This window comes from Aurantibacter sp. UH7, from assembly GCF_056839165.1.
Genome location: NZ_CM166388.1, coordinates 812,601 through 830,068 on the forward strand (window position 1 = coordinate 812,601; position 17,468 = coordinate 830,068).

Here is a 17,468-nt window from a genome sequence, read left to right on the forward strand (position 1 = left end):
CTATCCTTTTTCTGCAATTCTTAAAATATCTCCGAAAACACCTCTAGCCGTTACTGCAGCCCCTGCCCCAGCCCCCTGAATAACTAATGGGTTTTTTCCATAAGACTCCGTATATATTTCAATAATCGAATCCGAACCTTTTACCTGTCCTAAAGCACTTTCTTTAGGAACAGAGATTAATTTTACATCAAGTATACCTTTTTCTTTTTGTAAGTCCCCATGTAAATCTCCAACGTAACGAAGCACATGACCCGGTTTCTGATTCTTTTTTATTTCGTTGAACTTATCATCTAATAAGTCAAGGTTTTTCAAGAAGAAATCAACTTTTCCCTTTTGTAGGTTTGATGGAATTAAATTTTGTATTTTAATATCAGAAAACTCATTTTTTAATTCCAGTTCGCGAGCAAGAATTAATAACTTTCTTCCAACATCATTACCAGATAAATCTTCACGAGCATCTGGCTCTGTAAAACCACTACGCATTGCTTCTTTTAATATGGAAGAAAATGGTGCATCAACCTCAGAAAATGTATTAAATATATAACTTAAGCTACCAGAAAACACTCCTTTTATTTGAGTGATATTTTCTCCTGAAAGATGTAATAATTTTATTGTATCAATCAACGGAAGCCCAGCTCCAACATTAGTTTCGTACAAATACTGTTTTTGATTTTTCAACAATTCTTCACGAAGCAACTGATAATAATCATATCCTAAAGTATTAGCAATTTTATTTGAGGAAACTAGATCAAATCCATTTTCAACAAACTCAAAATAATTTGCTACAAAATCCTCGCTGGCTGTATTATCAACAACAATTAAGTTTTCTAAATGATGCTTTTTAGCAAAATCGAAAATATCTTGAACCTTATATTCTCGCCCTCTATCTTTTAAAGCCGTTTTCCAAGTTCTTGGAATGCCTTTTTCAGCCAAAAGTAATTTTTTTGAATTCGCTATCGCAAAAACATTTAGATCAATTCCTTTTCTTTTTTCAATAGTACGCGAAGATTTCAAAATTTGATCCACCAAAGTACCACCTACATTCCCATGACCAAAGAGTGCTAGATTAATCTTTTTACTGATACCAAAAATTTGACCATGCATTACATTCAAAGCTTTATGCAAGTCAGACTTCCTTACAACCAAACTCACATTTTTTCCAGTAACAGTATTGTTAAATAAAAGCGGTGTAATTTGATTTTTAATTAATGCGTTATAGGGTTTATGAAAAGAACTTAAATCTTGACCAACAATTGATATTACCGAAACATCATTAACCACTTTAATTAAGTTAATATCTTTAGCATGAAAATCGCTTTCAAATTCTCTTTTCAATACTGTTTTCGCACGCAATGCATTTTCAGCATTTACCACTAAACCAATTCCTCTTTCAGACGAACCTTGGGATATAATACTAACACTAATATTATTTTCGCTTAATGCTCTAAAAATTCGGGCATCAACCCCTACTTTACCCAGTAAACCCCTACCTTCAAGATTAACTAAAGCCACATTCTCAATTACAGAGAGTGATTTTATACCCTCTTTATTCGTCTTGGCACTTATTAAAGTACCTTCGTTATCTTTATTGAAGGTATTTAGAATTCGTAATGGAATATTCTTTTCTATTAAAGGGATAATCGTTTTTGCATGTAAAATATTTGCACCAAAACTGGCAAGCTCATTAGCTTCTGCATATGATAATTCTGAAATTCTCTTAGCATCGACCACATAATCTGGATTAGCGGTAAAAATCCCATCTACATGGGTATAATTTTGCAATTCTGATGCATCCAAAAAATTAGCAATTAAAGCTGCAGAATAATTACTACCGTTCCTACCTAATGTACTAGTTTCCTCTTCTATAGTTGAAGCAATAAATCCAGTAATTACGGGTACTGTATCACCACGAAGTTTAGAAAATTCACGAAGCATATTCTCTTTAGAGATAGCTTCTAAAACTTGTGCATCACCAAAATTATCATCGGTTTTTATCAACTTTCTAGAATCAATAAATTTAGCCTTAACACCCTTACCGATAAGTAATTTTGTAATGAGTTTTGCCGAAATAATCTCACCAAAAGCCATCACTTGGTCTTTAATTTTAGCGCTATAATCTCCTAAAAATGAAACCCCCTCTAAAAGTTTAAACAAACTTGCGAACTCTTTTGAGAGATTCACATTTTTATAAGCTTGACCTTGATACTTTTCAAAATTGGAAAAATCTTTAGCAAAATTTTGTCCGTTCGCAGCCTTATCAAGCATAATCTCTAGTTGATCCGTTGCTTTTTCTCTAGCTGAAACTACTAATGCTATATTTTCATCATTATCTACTTTAGATTTAACAATCTCAAGAACATTACCTAACCCTTCACCATTACTAAGTGATTTTCCTCCAAATTTTAGAACTTTTATTTTACCCGTTTTTCCATTATTATTAAATATACCCGAAAGTAAATTCTGAACCTGATCAAACTCAATTAAAAAGGCATCGTGTCCATGTAATGAATGGACTTCTCCATAGGTAACATTACTATTTGCCTGTGCCAATTGACGAAAAGTATCTTTATTTTCTTTGGCCGTAAAAAACAAATCGGAATCAACCCCAATAATATGAATATTGGTGTCGCTATTTTGTAATGCGTTAAAACGCTTATCTCCTTCCCTGGTAATATCAATTGTTCTTAATAACTGATTCATTAATTTATACGCTGACAGCTGAAAACGGTCTTTTAACTTTTCACCATGATGCATTAACCAACTCTCAACATTAAATACCTGTAATTCCTCATTGGTACTTCTTTTAAATCTCTCTTTAAAAGATTCTGGAGTTCGGTAGCATAACATTGCATGCATACGTGCATCATGCACAGGCTGTTTAGAATTAACTAAAAACTGTTCTTGAATTTGACAATTTGCAATTAACCAATCGGTAGATTTCCAATCTGATGCTACTGGAATCAAATTCTCCGTAATATTCGGTTTCAGTGCTGCCATTTCCCATGCAATACCCCCCCCTAAAGAGCCACCAATTATTGCAAACAAATTTTGAATATTCAACTCATCCAATCCAAGTAAAAACATTTTAGCTACATCACTAGCAACAAAATCTTTATAATTATCTATAATAAATCCATCATAACCATTTCCAGGAATATTAAAAGATAATACCGTATACTTTTTTGTGTCAATACACTTATCAACACCAATTAAGGCAGTCCACCACCCATCTTTACCAGTTACATTTGAATTTCCTGTTAATGCATGATTAACTAGTACAATTGGAGCAGTATGCAATTCCTTACCAAACAATTGATAAGAAAGTTTTATATCTTGGGAAACACCACTTAATGTTGTAAACTTTTTAAGATTTAATTCGTTTAGCATGATTTGCCTACCTAAAGAGTTAATAGCTATATAAACGGAATCAAGTAAAATCTAAAAATTAACCTGATTCCGTAAATAACTTGTGAAATTATAAATTGAATTTGCTATTTAGATTGCTGCAAAAGCATTTTCTAAATCATTTTTTAAATCTTCAACGTCCTCTAATCCTACCGAAAGACGTATTAAATCTTGACTTACACCTGCAGCCTCTTGTTGTTCAACTGTTAACTGTTGATGCGTTGTACTTGCAGGATGAATTATCAATGATTTTGTATCACCAATATTTGCCAACAATGAAAATATCTTTGTTGCATCAGTCAATTTTTTAGCTGCCTCAAAACCACCTTTCACACCAAATGTCACTAATCCACTTTGTCCTTTTGGCAAATATTCTTTAGCAAGTTCATTATACTTATTGCCTTTTAATCCAGGATAGTTAACCCATTCAACTTCTTCTCTACCTTCTAACCAAGTAGCCAATTCCATAGCATTTGCACTATGTTGCTTTATTCTAACAGAAAGCGTTTCTAAACCTTGTATAATTTGAAAAGCATTAAATGGACTTAATGCTCCACCGAAATCTCTTAATCCCTCCAAAATTAATTTAAAAGTAAAGGCTGCCGCACCTAGTGCTTCACTATAGACTAATCCGTGATAACCAGCACATGGCTCTGTAAATTCAGGGTATTTTCCACTAGTCCAATCGAAAGTCCCTGCATCAATAATAGCTCCACCCAATGAAGTACCCTGACCACCGATATACTTGGTAAGCGAATGTATTACAATATTTGCACCATGTTCAATTGGGTTTAATAGCGCTGGTGTTGCAACAGTATTGTCAACAATAAATGGGACTTTCGCCTCTTTAGCTACTTTTGAAATTGCTTTTAAATCAAGCACATCTAACTTAGGATTTCCTAAAGATTCAACAAAAATAGCACGTGTATTATCTTTTATAGCAGCTGAAAAGTTATCGATATCAGCAGCATCAACAAAGGTAGTTGTAATACCTAATCTTGGTAAAGTAACATTTAACAAGGTAAATGTACCACCGTATAAACTACTTGAAGCTACAATATGATCACCTGCTTTTAAGAGGGTCATAAGTCCACCTGAAATAGCCGCAGCACCAGATGCAAAAACCACCGCACCAATACCACCTTCTAAAGCAGCTAATCTTTCTTGTAAAATCTGATTAGTTGGATTATTTAATCGTGTATAAATAAAACCTAATTCACCAAGAGAAAATAAGTTCGCCGCATGATCTGTATCGTTAAATACATATGACGATGTCTGATAAATAGGAACTGCTCTAGTTCCTGAGGTTTGTGTTGTGTCATGCCCTGCATGTAAGGCATTTGTCGAGAATTTAAGATCACTCATAACTTTTGATTTTTAATATTACTAGTTCGATTAAAAAATCCAAACAACGAAAAGCTACAAAAGCAGTCGTATAAAATCAAAAAGTTATTAAGAAAGTAGAAATTACTATAGTAATTCGTTTTCGTTATCTGTCCGCCAATGGCCGATAGAACGTAGCACCTTCTTTGACCCGACAGGTTATCGGTATTTCAAAGGGTTGCTAAGGCATCAAAGGGTCTATTCCCTCAACCTTTCTTGATAACAATTCAATAAGTGTTTGAACTTAGAAAAAACAAATATATGTTCAGGAATTTAAAATTCCTTACTTTTTTTGAAAAATTTACAATTTAAAGGCTTCTTTAACCTTATCGACCATATCCAGTTTCTCCCAAGTAAAAAGTTCAACCTCTTTCTCAATACGCCCATTATAAGGTGATTCGAACACTTTTTTAACTATTTTGGATTCTTTACCCATGTGACCATAAGCTGCTGATTCTAAATATATTGGGTTTCGTAATTTTAATCGCTCTTCAATAGCAAAAGGGCGCATATCGAACAATTCTTCGACTTTTTTAGCAATCTGCCCATCTGTCAAATCTACATTTGAAGTACCATAAGAGTCAATAAAAATAGAAGTTGGCTTTACTACACCAATTGCATAACTAACCTGTACCAAAACCTCGTCTGCAACACCGGCAGCAACTAAATTTTTAGCAATATGTCTAGAAGCATACGCTGCACTTCTATCAACTTTACTAGGGTCTTTTCCGCTAAAAGCACCACCACCATGAGCTCCTTTTCCCCCATAAGTATCCACAATTATTTTACGACCCGTTAAGCCTGTATCACCATGAGGTCCACCTATTACAAATTTACCTGTAGGATTAATATGGTATTCTATTTGATCATCAAAAAGATTCTGAATATTCTCAGGTAATTGTTTCTTCACTAATGGAATTAATATCTCAACAATATCTCTCTTGATTTTAGCCAACATTTTTTCATCATCTTGATCAAAAGCATCATGTTGGGTTGAAACCACAATAGTATCTATTCTTTGAGGTACATTATCATCTGAATACTCTATTGTTACCTGAGATTTTGCATCTGGTCGTAGATAATCAATTTGGTCATTTGCTCTTCGCAATTCAGCAAGAACCTGAAGAATCCTATGCGATATATCTAATGCTAAAGGCATATAATTCTCGGTTTCTTTGGTAGCATAACCAAACATCATACCTTGATCACCGGCACCTTGTTCTTCTTTTTCTCCTCGATCAACACCTTGATTAATATCTTGTGATTGCTCATGAATTAAAGAAATAACACCACATGAATCTCCACTAAATTGGTACTCTCCTTTGGTATAACCTATTTTATTGATAACATCTCTGGCAATATTTTGCACATCTAGATATGTATTGCTCTTAACTTCCCCAGCAAGAACAACTTGACCTGTGGTAACAAGAGTTTCACAAGCCACTTTACTTTCTGGGTCGAAAGCTAAAAAATGATCTAATAACGCATCACTAATTTGATCAGCAACTTTATCTGGATGTCCTTCACTAACCGATTCTGAAGTAAACAAATACGACATAAACTTCTTTTTATCCAAGAAAAGATTTCAATTGCTAACTAACACGAAAGAAGTTTGATTTGAAGTGAATCAATATCTACTGCTTTAGCATTTTTATCGAGGTTGCAATCAGACAAATCCTTCCTCATTTATTAATAGGCCAAAATTACAATTTACTTTTGGAAATAAAAACTGAAGTACAGAAACAAATAAAACAGACAACTAGTATTCAAGTAATTTTTTCTTAAAAATCAATCCTTTAAGCTTATTTACAAACTTAATATAATAGTAAATTAAATTAACCGGATACGACAATCTATAAAACCCTTTAGCATATAGCATCGGTTTAATTTTAACTAAAAATCGAAATGTTTTCTCTGGAAACAAAATAAAACGTCGAATAAGGCCAAACTTACTTTCTCTCAATTGAGAATGCTCATAACTAACACCAACTTCATTATTACCTACGTTCTGATAAAATCCTTTTGAGATTTCATGCATGAACTCGATTTTCTTCTTATCAGCAAACAACCCTAATCTAAGAGCGAGATCAGTCATGTATTCCTGCACAACATTGTGCTCATAACAAATAACATTTAAGTCATTAATTAATTGACAATATTCTGCAAACATAAACTCTTGCATAGGAGCAATATGCTCGAAATAAACGGTACGTTCTCTTTCTTCATAACGCTCAATAGAATAATCGCCAGCCTTATTTCTATAACCAATAGTACTACCATGAGGTGCAGCTAGTAATTGCTCATACAATTGTCTGTTCGCCATCAAAACATTATCCGATGGACTAGCAGTTGGATAAACAGAAAAATTTAATCCATATCTTTTTGTAGATTCTGTTATTTTATACCCTTCTTTTAGACCCAAATAAAAACCTTGAACATTTACCTTATCATCAAAAAAAGCATGGATACATTCCTGCATGGTACCCCGCCAACCAACATCAACTACATTCATACCCTCTTCTTCGAAATCTATATCGAATGTATCAAGATAATTCTGAAATGCCACTCTTTGTTTATTTCTACTTTCCTCGTAATAGTTTTCAAATTTTTCATTATTCTTCAATCTTATAAAAACTTCAGAATCATAAAAATCAATAATCATTTCACTCGCATCGCAATCAATTTCTTCTGCTATTTCTTTAATTAAATCATCTTTAAACAAAAATGACTTCAAAAAATTCTCCACAGAGATATTCGCATCTTTTCTTTGCATATGCTCAAAATATTCCACATCTAATTCTTTATGTGAAATTTGCATAGTAGATGCTCTAGACGCTTTAAAATAATGAGCATTTATAGTGTCTTCCGGCCTTAACTGAACAGACTTTTGATAGTAATCAAAAAGTCTCTTTAAAAAATAACCTTCCCGAGAAATAAAAAACAAATTCTTTATTTGTTTCTTTTTAGATTCTTTATAAAGCCGTTCCATAAAGGTGTGAAAAAGAATAATATATTCACCATAAGCATAACTACTTCGACTACTTCTCTCTTCCAGCTCTCGGTTAACTCTTTCGTAATCGTTTTTGTCACTACCAAATAACTTAAACTTACTAGAGATTTTCCGCTGCATATTTGCTACATGCACTGATGCTATCCCGTGTTTGTTTGCATTAATGCTATCACTTTGTTTATTATCTCCAAACATTATCACTTCACTTGCATTTAAATTTAATTCTCTTAGAATATTTAAATACAAACTACCTTTATTTTCTTTACTTGCTTCACGTGTTGAAGACACAAAAACATCATCAAACAAATCTGCTAAACCATGAAGTTTAAGTAACTCTACAATATGCATTTTAGACATATAAAAATCTGAAACACAATAAAGTTTATAACCCTTATCTTTTAATTTAAATAGTTGTGACTTTACTTTTTTGTTTACAAACTGAACATCAAACTCAGATTGAATATCAGCAGCATTTGAATATGATAGAAATTGTTCAAAAGTCCAATTTTTAACAAGATCATGATTCATGAGTCTGTTATAAACTTCACGAATTTGAATTCGATACGGTATTTCAGAAGATTTTTTATCGAGTTTTTCACTAAGGTACTCCAAAGAAGCTTTTCTAATAAAGAACAAATCATCAATTGCCAAATCCAGTCCGAGCTCTCTAATCATGGCCTTTGACCACAACTTTAAAACGTAATGAGGGTGTACCGTTCGGTGAAGTAGGGTATCATACAAGTCACAAAAGACCGTAGTACATTCTGTGGAATTCTCCACGGCACTAAATAGTTTATTCATTTGGGGCGGTATTCAGTACTTGTTTAATAGATTTTTAACATTTTAAACTGTATATCAGACAATTATCAATTGTTGAAAAATCATTTAAACCAGTTATTTATAATATATACGCAAATTCTCAACTTTTCGATTACGAAAAATGCAAATATTATTATCAAAGTTACACTTCAATCTTTCATTTTAACAATCTTATCCATAAAAAAAATAGAAAACGTTTAAAAAGAACAAGAAGTGAGTAAGTTTTTAACTTAAAAATATTTAAAAAATCAATTTCAATTCTCACATTTTCCAACTAGTTAATCAGCACTGTATGAAATTATATTTCAATTAATAAATAAACATTTTTACGTGGACATGATAACTCGTATCTTGTGCTTCACAATTTTTTATAAAAGCTAACCATAAAGCGAAATAACACATGCATATTGCTGTTGCAGGAAATATAGGAGCAGGTAAAACAACACTAACCAAATTACTAGCTAAACATTATAAATGGGATGCACATTTTGAGGAAGTCGTGGACAACCCCTATTTAGATGATTTTTATAATCAAATGGAACGCTGGAGTTTTAATCTTCAAATTTATTTTTTAAACAGCAGATACCGTCAAATCTTACAGATTAGAGAAAGTGGTAAAAGTGTTATACAAGACAGAACTATATATGAAGATGCGCATATTTTTGCACCAAACCTTCATGCTATGGGTTTAATGACGAACAGGGATTTTCAGAATTATTCTAGCCTATTCGAATTAATGGAAAGTCTGGTTCAACCACCAGATTTAATGATTTACTTACGAAGTTCAATTCCAAATTTAGTAAAACAGATACATAAAAGAGGACGAGAATACGAAAACACAATATCTATAGACTACCTGAGTAGACTAAATGAAAGGTATGAAGCATGGGTGCATAGTTACGAAAAAGGTAAACTTCTAATAATTGACGTTGACAATCTCGATGTTGTAGAAAACCCAGAAGACTTAGGAGTTATTATCACTAGAATAGATGGTGAAATTAACGGGCTTTTTTAGATATACCCGTTCGATTTTGCGTGTTCAATAACTTCTTGACTGTTATCTGCTATTAAAATAGGAGCTTGATTAAATTTCTTTACTAAGTCTCGAATTCTCATCATTCGCTTTTTATCATTTACACTTCGCAAATAAATTGCTTTTACTTGTTTTGGATATTCTTTAGTAATATTCATATAGATATCAGCGTCTTTTTCACCGCAGTCTCCAAATAATAGAAAAGATAAATCGGGATAGGTTTTAAGGATGTTCAAAATCTCATGTTGCTTCTGAGGTTTCTCCAATTTCTTACCAAAACTTTCCATGCTTCGCAAGAGAATTGGTCCTTTTGGAAAATTATTAGTTTGTAGAAATAATTCTAAATAGCGATACAGGTTCCAAGGACTATGACTTACATAGAAAATTGGATTAGCATTTTCACTTGATTTCCCCCTGTGTAATAAGTGATATAAATCAGCGGCGCCATCTAATGCCTTTCTTGAGGCAGCACGCGTAAAAAAAGTATTAATTAATACTCTCCACTTAACTGAAGAAACCACTCCAGTATGCAGAATTGTATCATCAATATCACTTATAATTCCGTATTCTGCACTCTCTGTTGGAATCAACATTTCGCCTGGAAAACGATTTTGATGTAAAATTTCTCGCTTCAAGGATGTATCAGCATAAGAAATTTCAAAATTTAACCAACCTTCCGTATTGGTCAATTCCGATAGATCAGCCTTAGCTTCGTCTATTAAATAATAACCATGATTATCTGTTTTACCATGAACCACTCCACTAACACCTAAATTAACTCGTATGTCCGCGTGCTTAATTTCATCCGTTTCAAAACGCTTCCAAGTATTCTTCAATAAATTAAAAAAGCCTTTTTCAGCTAAATCTATTCTTTCGTCCTCCAAAGCTCTTCCGCGCAAATAAAGATGCGATTTAGTTCCGTAAGTCTGAAAAGAGATAATTTGAAGTTTATCCTTTTTTCCAAATAATGCCATAGAATCAAATTTTGAAAAAGTAGTGCTGCAATTTACTAGTCTAAATTTATAAAAAGTCGTGTTTACTAATTAAAAAGTATCGTTCACTCATTCTACGTTTTATAAAGGAACACAAAACTCTAAGTTTATCATGTTGTTTAACCAAGTTCAATCAATTCTCGATATAAATATTGAACACAAACTTTATATTATGGAACTAAAAAAGAATCCCAAAAAAGACCTAAACAAAAATAGAGGTCTTTATTTCGTATCCGGCTTAGCATTAATTATGTTTTTAACCTATGTTGCTTTGGAATGGAAAACTTATTATAAAACAGATTATGTTTCGCAAAGTATGAACATAGACGAAGAGTTATTAGAAGAGGTGCCAATTACTATCCAATTTACACCACCACCGCCTCCACCAGTAGCACCTACTATAATTGAAATAGTAGATAATGAAAAAATAATAGAAGAAACGATCATTGAAACATCTGAAACTGACCCAGAAGCACCCGTTCTAGAAATAACCGAAATTCAGTATGAAGAAATAGAACCTGAAATAAGAGTAGATTGGGTGTCAATAGAAGAAGTTCCTATTTTTCCTGGTTGTGAAAAAGAAAAAGACAAGCGCGCATGTTTTCAAAAAATGATGAATAAGCATATTTCTAAAGTTTTTAAATATCCAGAAGCCGCTCAAGAAATGGGAATAGAAGGTAAAGTTTATACTCAATTCACTATTAAAGCTGATGGTAATATTGGAAACATTTTACTTAGAGGTCCCGACAAAATTTTAGAGAAAGAAGCAAATCGTATAATAGATAAATTACCCAAAATGAAACCGGGTAAACAACGAGATAAAAATGTAAAAGTAGCTTTTACAATACCTATTAATTTCAAACTACAATAATAAAAAAGAGGCAAGCTTATATGGCTTGCCTCTTCATATTATAAAAAAATAAAAATTCTATTTTCGAATATCAACTTTTTCAATCTTAATCTCAGTTTCCTTTCCTTTTGATTCGATTGTTTCTTTTTCAAATATTTCTAATTGTGTTTTCACTTCAGATTCTGTTCCTTTAAAAACCTTCTCTTCAGTTACTTTTACACCATTAATTACGGACGAATACGCTATTGTAGCTTGAGCCAAATCATTATTCGCCGCAGTCGTTTCAACATGTATCTCATTGGAGGAATCATTAACAGCTATTCCTGTTGCATCCATAGCGATACTAGGTGCAATTACTAAAGCTACAACTGACATCAATTTCAATAAAATATTTAATGAAGGACCAGAAGTATCTTTAAATGGATCTCCAACTGTATCACCAACAACAGCTGCTTTATGAGCATCTGTTCCTTTACGACCGTCAGATTCAATCATCTTCTTCGCATTATCCCAAGCACCACCAGCATTAGACTGGAAGATGGCCATAAGAACACCACAAGTTGTTACGCCTGCCAAAAGTCCACCTAACATTTCTGCACCTCCAATAAATCCTACAGCAACAGGAACGATAATTGCTAACAAGCCTGGTAATACCATTTCTCTAATTGAAGCTTTTGTTGAAATATCAACACACTTATCGTATTCAGCTAAACCGTCTGCCGCATCAAATATTGCGCGTTGTTCTGGCGTTGCCTTAGACATATCTGAATCAACAGCTCTCATTACTTCTAATGCAGCTTTTAATTGCGGAATATCTCTAAACTGACGACGAACTTCTTCAATCATCGCCATAGCTGCACGACCAACTGCATTCATTGATAAAGCAGAGAAAACAAAAGGAAGCATCCCTCCTACTAATAGTCCAGCCATAATTGTCGGTTTAGAAACATCAATAGAGGTAACATTTGCAACTTTCATAAAAGCAGAGAATAAAGCTAAAGCTGTTAACGCTGCAGAAGCAATTGCAAAACCTTTTCCAATTGCGGCAGTAGTATTACCCACAGCATCCAACTTATCAGTACGCTCACGTACTTCTGGATCTAATTCTGCCATTTCTGCAATACCACCTGCATTGTCAGAGATTGGTCCGTATGCATCAACAGCTAATTGAATACCTGTATTTGCTAACATACCTACCGCTGCAATCGCAATACCGTAAAGTCCTGCGCAATAGTGAGATATTAAAATCGCAGCAGCAATTAAAAGAATAGGAATCATTGTAGACATCATTCCAACACCTAAACCAGCAATAATATTCGTTGCTGCGCCAGTTTCAGATTGCTTAACAATTGAGTTAACAGGTTTCGTACCAGTACCTGTATAATATTCTGTTATTTTACCAACACCTAAACCGGCTATTAAACCAGCAAGTGTCGCATAAAAAATACCCATTGCACCCATTGGTAAGCCTTCTATAGATTCTGGAATTAATGCCGTAATTATAAAGTAAGAAGCTACTACCATTAAACCAGCGGATCCAAACTCTCCAATATTTAAAGCAGTTTGTGGGTTTCCACCATCTTTAACTCTAACGAAAAAAGTACCGATAATAGACATTAAAATACCAACAGCGGCTAGAACCAAAGGAAGATAAACCGCGCCTAAACCAGCAAAGTCTGGAGTAATAATAAAAGCACCCAATACCATTGTACCAATAATAGAACCTACATACGATTCAAATAAATCAGCACCCATACCCGCAACATCACCAACATTATCACCTACATTATCTGCAATAGTTGCTGGGTTTAAAGGGTGATCTTCAGGAATACCTGCTTCAACCTTACCTACTAAATCTGCACCTACATCTGCTGCTTTTGTATAAATACCACCACCAACTCTTGCAAAAAGAGCAATTGAAGATGCACCTAATGAAAAACCTGACAACACATTTAATACTAAACTTAAGTTTTCAGCTCCTGGCCACATTGTTTGGTATACTATAAATAAGCCACTTAGACCCAATACACCAAGTCCAACAACTCCTAATCCCATAACGGCTCCACCTGCAAAAGCCACTTCTAGTGCCTTACCTAAAGAAGTCTTAGCAGCCTGCGTAGTTCTTACATTTGCTTTTGTTGCCACTTTCATACCAATAAATCCTGCTAATGCAGAACAAATAGCTCCAATCACAAAAGATAAGGCTACCATTCCGTTAGAACCAACTTCATTGCTTCCTTTAAAGAAAAGTAAAATAGCCACTGCTACCACAAAGATTGCAAGAATTTTATATTCCGCTTTTAGAAAAGACATTGCACCATCGGCTATGTTTTTCGCAATTCTCGCCATTTTTGCATCACCCACTTCTTGTTTAGAAACCCACATGTTCTTTACAAAAACAAATAGTAGGGCCACTACTCCAAAAACTGGTAATAATTGAATTAATAATTCCATATTTAATTAGTTATTTAATTTGGTTTATACGTTCTTTTTAAACGAGGCCTAATGTAGTAAAATTGATGAGAATAAAAAAAAGCCATTCTTAATTAAAAGAATGGCTTTTTTTAGGGTGTATTTTTATTTATATCATAAAAGTTCGCTTGTCTTTGTGCTCGCTTTCATTATATCTTTTTACACATTCATGGTAAATTTTAATCGCTTGTTCAGCATTACCCCATCCACCAACATCAACTTTTTTCTTTTCCAAATCTTTATATACTTGGAAGAAATGTTCAATTTCCTTAATTCTATGCGGATTTATATCTGCTAAATCATTCTTCTGATTCCATATAGGGTCTGATACAGGGACACAAATTATTTTCTCATCTGGTCCTTTTTCATCCTCCATATAAAAGACTCCAATTGGCTTTACTTCTACAACAACCATCGGATAAGTTGGCTCTGTACACATTACCAAAACATCCAAAGGATCGTGGTCCAAGGCTAAGGTTTCAGGAATAAAACCATAATCACCCGGATACATCATTGATGAGAACAATGTTCTATCAAATCGAATTTTATTTAGTGTAAAATCGTATTCATATTTGTTTCTGCTTCCTTTAGGAATCTCAATTAAAACATCAAAAACTATAGGTTTACTTTTAGCCATTTATATCATTTTTTTAAAGCTGCGAAGGTACTAAAAAATAGAAGTTTGTACTTGATGAAACGACAAAAAGCCAAGTAAATTATACGAATTTTAATTTTCTAAGATTAGTTGGTAAGCTTAAGAAAATATTACACATGAATAAAACATCAAATTAATCTCAAAGCAGTACTAAAAGTTGAATCCGAAAGTACCAGTAACACCAAATCGTCTTGCGTCTGGATTTTCTAAATAATTACCTCTAAAGTTAAAATCAATTCTAAAAATCTTAAAGATATTACCGATACCAAATGAATATTCATAGTAGATTTTATCGGAAGGAGCTTGTAATGGTGTTGTACCAACTGCAGGAGCATTTAATGCTAAATTTTCATCAGAAAGTTCACCCCATACCCCGCGCAAACCTATTATCTCTCTCAAATTCAATTTTCGAATTAACGGAATTCTTGAAAAAAGTCTTCCATTAAAATTATGTTCTAAATGAACAGATGCATACGTATCGGTCACAAACTCGTAGAAATCAAGGTTTGGAAAAGTTCCATAATTTGAGAAAAACGTTTGATTACCAGGTACTACACTAAGAAGACCTAGCGGAACTTCGCCAAAAGTCTTACCTATTTCAACAGTACTTGTTAGCCTCCCAAAGCCACCAACTTGCCAAGGTTGACTATACGAGAATTGCAATTTATCATAATCAAAATCACTACCCCATATACCATCAATCCCTTTCGTGTACTTTAGCAATATTGTACTATAATTATCATTAATATCCCTTCTTTCTACACCATAACCAATGGTTCTCTTGCCTGGAGTGTATATAATAACAGTCTGAAAATCGAACTGTTCTATTTCTGATGAAATACCACCTGGCATATTGGGGTTCATATATTCGAGACTAAAATCTTGAGGTAATGCTGAACTCAGCGTTCGAAAAGTACCACCTACCCCTATTCTAAAATTGGTTAAAGGCTCCATTTCAATATTGAATGCACTAAGGTTTATATTCGTTAGTCTATTATTTGCACCAACTGTTAATAAGGATGATGAAGCTATACTTCTTCCTAAAACATCATTAGTGGCTGTTAAACTAACACCTAATTGCTCAATATCTCTTCTATTACCCCCAGAAACAATTAACCTGCTCTTTTTATCCAATAAGAATTTCCCAGCAAGACCATGTTTGACCTTATGATCAGCAAAACCATAAGCCATATATCCTTCTAACCGCCATGGGTCATTTTCTCCGAAATAAGTTCGCAAACCTGCGCGCACTCTTGCACCTTCGGCATCATTATACCCAAAAACATCATAAACAGAACCAATATCTAAATTCCATTTATCTATTTCTACATATCCAGAACCTAAAATACTCACCAAATTATAGTACGATTTAAACTTAGGAACCGTTTTTAGAGTATCGAGCAATTTATAAATTCCAGTCTCATCTTTATTTAAATCTTCTAATCTATTTTCTTTCCAAAAGGAATCGTCTTTAACAATTGCAGCAGGATCAAACGGATTTTTATCTACCTTATAATATTCTTTCGGAAGTTCTTGGTCAAACTTATAATTATCATAAACAGTTGTGCGCTTACCGTAAACGCCACGTGATTTTTCCTTTTTCTGAAAACTGAAGTCACTGAGCATATAATCTCTTTTCAAAAGAAAGACAGAATCATTAACTACATCAAACTCTTGCTCTATATAAATTTCTTTCACCCAATTTATATTAGCACTTTTAGTTACCTCAAGGTTAATATTTTTAATTGCGTATGTAGAATCGTTCACCCAAAAATCTCCTTTAAAAGTAAGTTCGTTCTTTCGTCTTGGGTAATACACGATATTGTAACACCATTTATTATCTACAAAAGCACTATCGCGCAAAGCATAATTATAAGTATCTACCCCTGTTCGAGATAAAGGACTTGTAAAGCTCTTATCGAAGAATTTTAAATAATTATCATATATATCGTAATCTTGATAAAGGTCTGAAACAAAAGCAAGTATCGCCTGATTGTTATCAAAACCAGAATTTTTATTACCTAGAATTTTTTCTTTTTCTTCATTCAGAATATTATCTCCATTTACTTTGGAGAAGGTCTCATTTAAAAATATTGGCAAGTAAGTTTTCCCTGTAATTCGAGAAGTATCTAAATCATCAAAAACGAATTCAAGTCCTTTGAAGATTTTCTTTTTCATTAGAGCGCTGTCAATAGTATTTAAGTCAAATTCTATTTTCTCATATTTATTAAAAGCATATTGTTTAAACTTTCGGACTCCATTCTCTCGCTTTTTCGCCCAAATTTTCTTTAATATTTCTACAGCTGGATTGTTCTTTTTAGATTGTTTCCCGGAGATTAAAATTATTTCATTTAGTTGTTCTGTTTCTTCTTCCATCTTAATATTCATCTCGTACGTTACTTTCTGCGTCAAAGTAATTTCTTGAGTTTTAAATCCTAAAAAAGAAACTATCAAAGTTTCATAAGTATTATCAGATTCCATATAAAACCGCCCATTATCATTAGTAATGGTACCTTCTGTCGAATTTTTAAAAAGGACATTAGCAAACGCTACTGGATCGCCAAAATCATCCACAACAATACCACCTACTTTACTTTGTGCAGTAGCAAAAAAGGAAATCACAAAAAGAAAAAGGAAAAATATTTTTTTCATAGTAGAAGTATTCTCTAACTGATGTAAACAAATAACATACCAGAAAAGACAATTTTAAAATCTAGATGTTGCATATGCTCATTTCTTTTTTTCATCACTATTAATAATGAATAATTTATAGACCGAAACCCATCCTAAATTAAAAGGGCTAATCGTCTTATAACAATTATTAAAAAATGAAAAACATATTAAAAAAA

10 protein-coding genes and 1 riboswitch are annotated in these 17,468 nt (G+C 33.1%); of the genes, 2 read left to right on the forward strand and 8 right to left on the reverse strand.

Going from position 1 to position 17,468, the window contains the following annotated elements:
* The 4 genes from thrA to UH7x_RS03495 form a co-directional block, all read right to left on the reverse strand.
* Entirely contained in the window at nt 1-3,387 is a 3,387-nt protein-coding gene (thrA, locus tag UH7x_RS03480) for a bifunctional aspartate kinase/homoserine dehydrogenase I (RefSeq protein WP_482362331.1), read from the reverse strand.
* Between the two features lie 108 nt (nt 3,388-3,495).
* Nucleotides 3,496-4,770: an O-acetylhomoserine aminocarboxypropyltransferase/cysteine synthase family protein gene (locus UH7x_RS03485; RefSeq protein ID WP_482362332.1), complete on the reverse strand. Its 1,275-nt coding sequence runs from the start codon at nt 4,768-4,770 to the stop codon at nt 3,496-3,498.
* A gap of 121 nt (nt 4,771-4,891) precedes the next feature.
* A riboswitch (SAM riboswitch) is annotated at nt 4,892-5,014 on the reverse strand.
* Nucleotides 5,015-5,089: 75 nt separating this feature from the next.
* Nucleotides 5,090-6,346, reverse strand: a complete 1,257-nt coding sequence (gene metK, locus UH7x_RS03490; RefSeq protein WP_482362333.1) for a methionine adenosyltransferase — start codon at nt 6,344-6,346, stop codon at nt 5,090-5,092.
* A 201-nt stretch (nt 6,347-6,547) separates the two neighbouring features.
* Entirely contained in the window at nt 6,548-8,599 is a 2,052-nt protein-coding gene (locus tag UH7x_RS03495; RefSeq protein ID WP_482362334.1) for an HAD family hydrolase, read from the reverse strand.
* A gap of 418 nt (nt 8,600-9,017) precedes the next feature.
* Between UH7x_RS03495 and UH7x_RS03500 the strand changes: the two genes are divergently transcribed.
* Nucleotides 9,018-9,632: a deoxynucleoside kinase gene (locus UH7x_RS03500; protein WP_482362335.1), complete on the forward strand. Its 615-nt coding sequence runs from the start codon at nt 9,018-9,020 to the stop codon at nt 9,630-9,632.
* Here UH7x_RS03500 and UH7x_RS03505 read toward each other — a convergent pair.
* Entirely contained in the window at nt 9,629-10,624 is a 996-nt protein-coding gene (locus UH7x_RS03505; protein ID WP_482362336.1) for an App1 family protein, read from the reverse strand. The genes UH7x_RS03500 and UH7x_RS03505 overlap by 4 nt on opposite strands.
* A gap of 190 nt (nt 10,625-10,814) precedes the next feature.
* On the opposite strand from UH7x_RS03505, the gene UH7x_RS03510 reads away from it, so the two are divergent.
* Complete coding sequence (locus UH7x_RS03510; protein WP_482362337.1) at nt 10,815-11,513, forward strand: energy transducer TonB; 699 nt, start codon at nt 10,815-10,817, stop codon at nt 11,511-11,513.
* Between the two features lie 57 nt (nt 11,514-11,570).
* Here UH7x_RS03510 and UH7x_RS03515 read toward each other — a convergent pair whose 3' ends face one another.
* From UH7x_RS03515 to UH7x_RS03525, 3 genes are all read right to left on the reverse strand, one after another.
* Nucleotides 11,571-13,946, reverse strand: a complete 2,376-nt coding sequence (locus tag UH7x_RS03515; protein WP_482362338.1) for a sodium-translocating pyrophosphatase — start codon at nt 13,944-13,946, stop codon at nt 11,571-11,573.
* Between the two features lie 127 nt (nt 13,947-14,073).
* Nucleotides 14,074-14,601 carry an inorganic diphosphatase gene (locus tag UH7x_RS03520; RefSeq protein WP_482362339.1) on the reverse strand — a complete coding sequence of 176 codons (528 nt, stop codon included), beginning with the start codon at nt 14,599-14,601 and terminating at the stop codon, nt 14,074-14,076.
* 168 nt (nt 14,602-14,769) lie between these two features.
* Nucleotides 14,770-17,271 (reverse strand): DUF5686 family protein, encoded by a 2,502-nt coding sequence (locus UH7x_RS03525; protein ID WP_482362340.1) that lies wholly within the window; start codon nt 17,269-17,271, stop codon nt 14,770-14,772.
* Between the last annotated feature and the right edge of the window lie 197 nt (nt 17,272-17,468).

What these genes read in the sequence shown, in the direction of transcription:
- thrA (WP_482362331.1), bottom strand. Translation starts at nt 3,387, where the DNA reads ATGCTAAACGAATTAAATCTTAAAAAGTTTACAACATTAAGTGGTGTT.
- UH7x_RS03485 (WP_482362332.1), bottom strand. Translation starts at nt 4,770, where the DNA reads ATGAGTGATCTTAAATTCTCGACAAATGCCTTACATGCAGGGCATGAC.
- metK (WP_482362333.1), bottom strand. Translation starts at nt 6,346, where the DNA reads ATGTCGTATTTGTTTACTTCAGAATCGGTTAGTGAAGGACATCCAGAT.
- UH7x_RS03495 (WP_482362334.1), bottom strand. Translation starts at nt 8,599, where the DNA reads ATGAATAAACTATTTAGTGCCGTGGAGAATTCCACAGAATGTACTACG.
- UH7x_RS03500 (WP_482362335.1), top strand. Translation starts at nt 9,018, where the DNA reads ATGCATATTGCTGTTGCAGGAAATATAGGAGCAGGTAAAACAACACTA.
- UH7x_RS03505 (WP_482362336.1), bottom strand. Translation starts at nt 10,624, where the DNA reads ATGGCATTATTTGGAAAAAAGGATAAACTTCAAATTATCTCTTTTCAG.
- UH7x_RS03510 (WP_482362337.1), top strand. Translation starts at nt 10,815, where the DNA reads ATGGAACTAAAAAAGAATCCCAAAAAAGACCTAAACAAAAATAGAGGT.
- UH7x_RS03515 (WP_482362338.1), bottom strand. Translation starts at nt 13,946, where the DNA reads ATGGAATTATTAATTCAATTATTACCAGTTTTTGGAGTAGTGGCCCTA.
- UH7x_RS03520 (WP_482362339.1), bottom strand. Translation starts at nt 14,601, where the DNA reads ATGGCTAAAAGTAAACCTATAGTTTTTGATGTTTTAATTGAGATTCCT.
- UH7x_RS03525 (WP_482362340.1), bottom strand. Translation starts at nt 17,271, where the DNA reads ATGAAAAAAATATTTTTCCTTTTTCTTTTTGTGATTTCCTTTTTTGCT.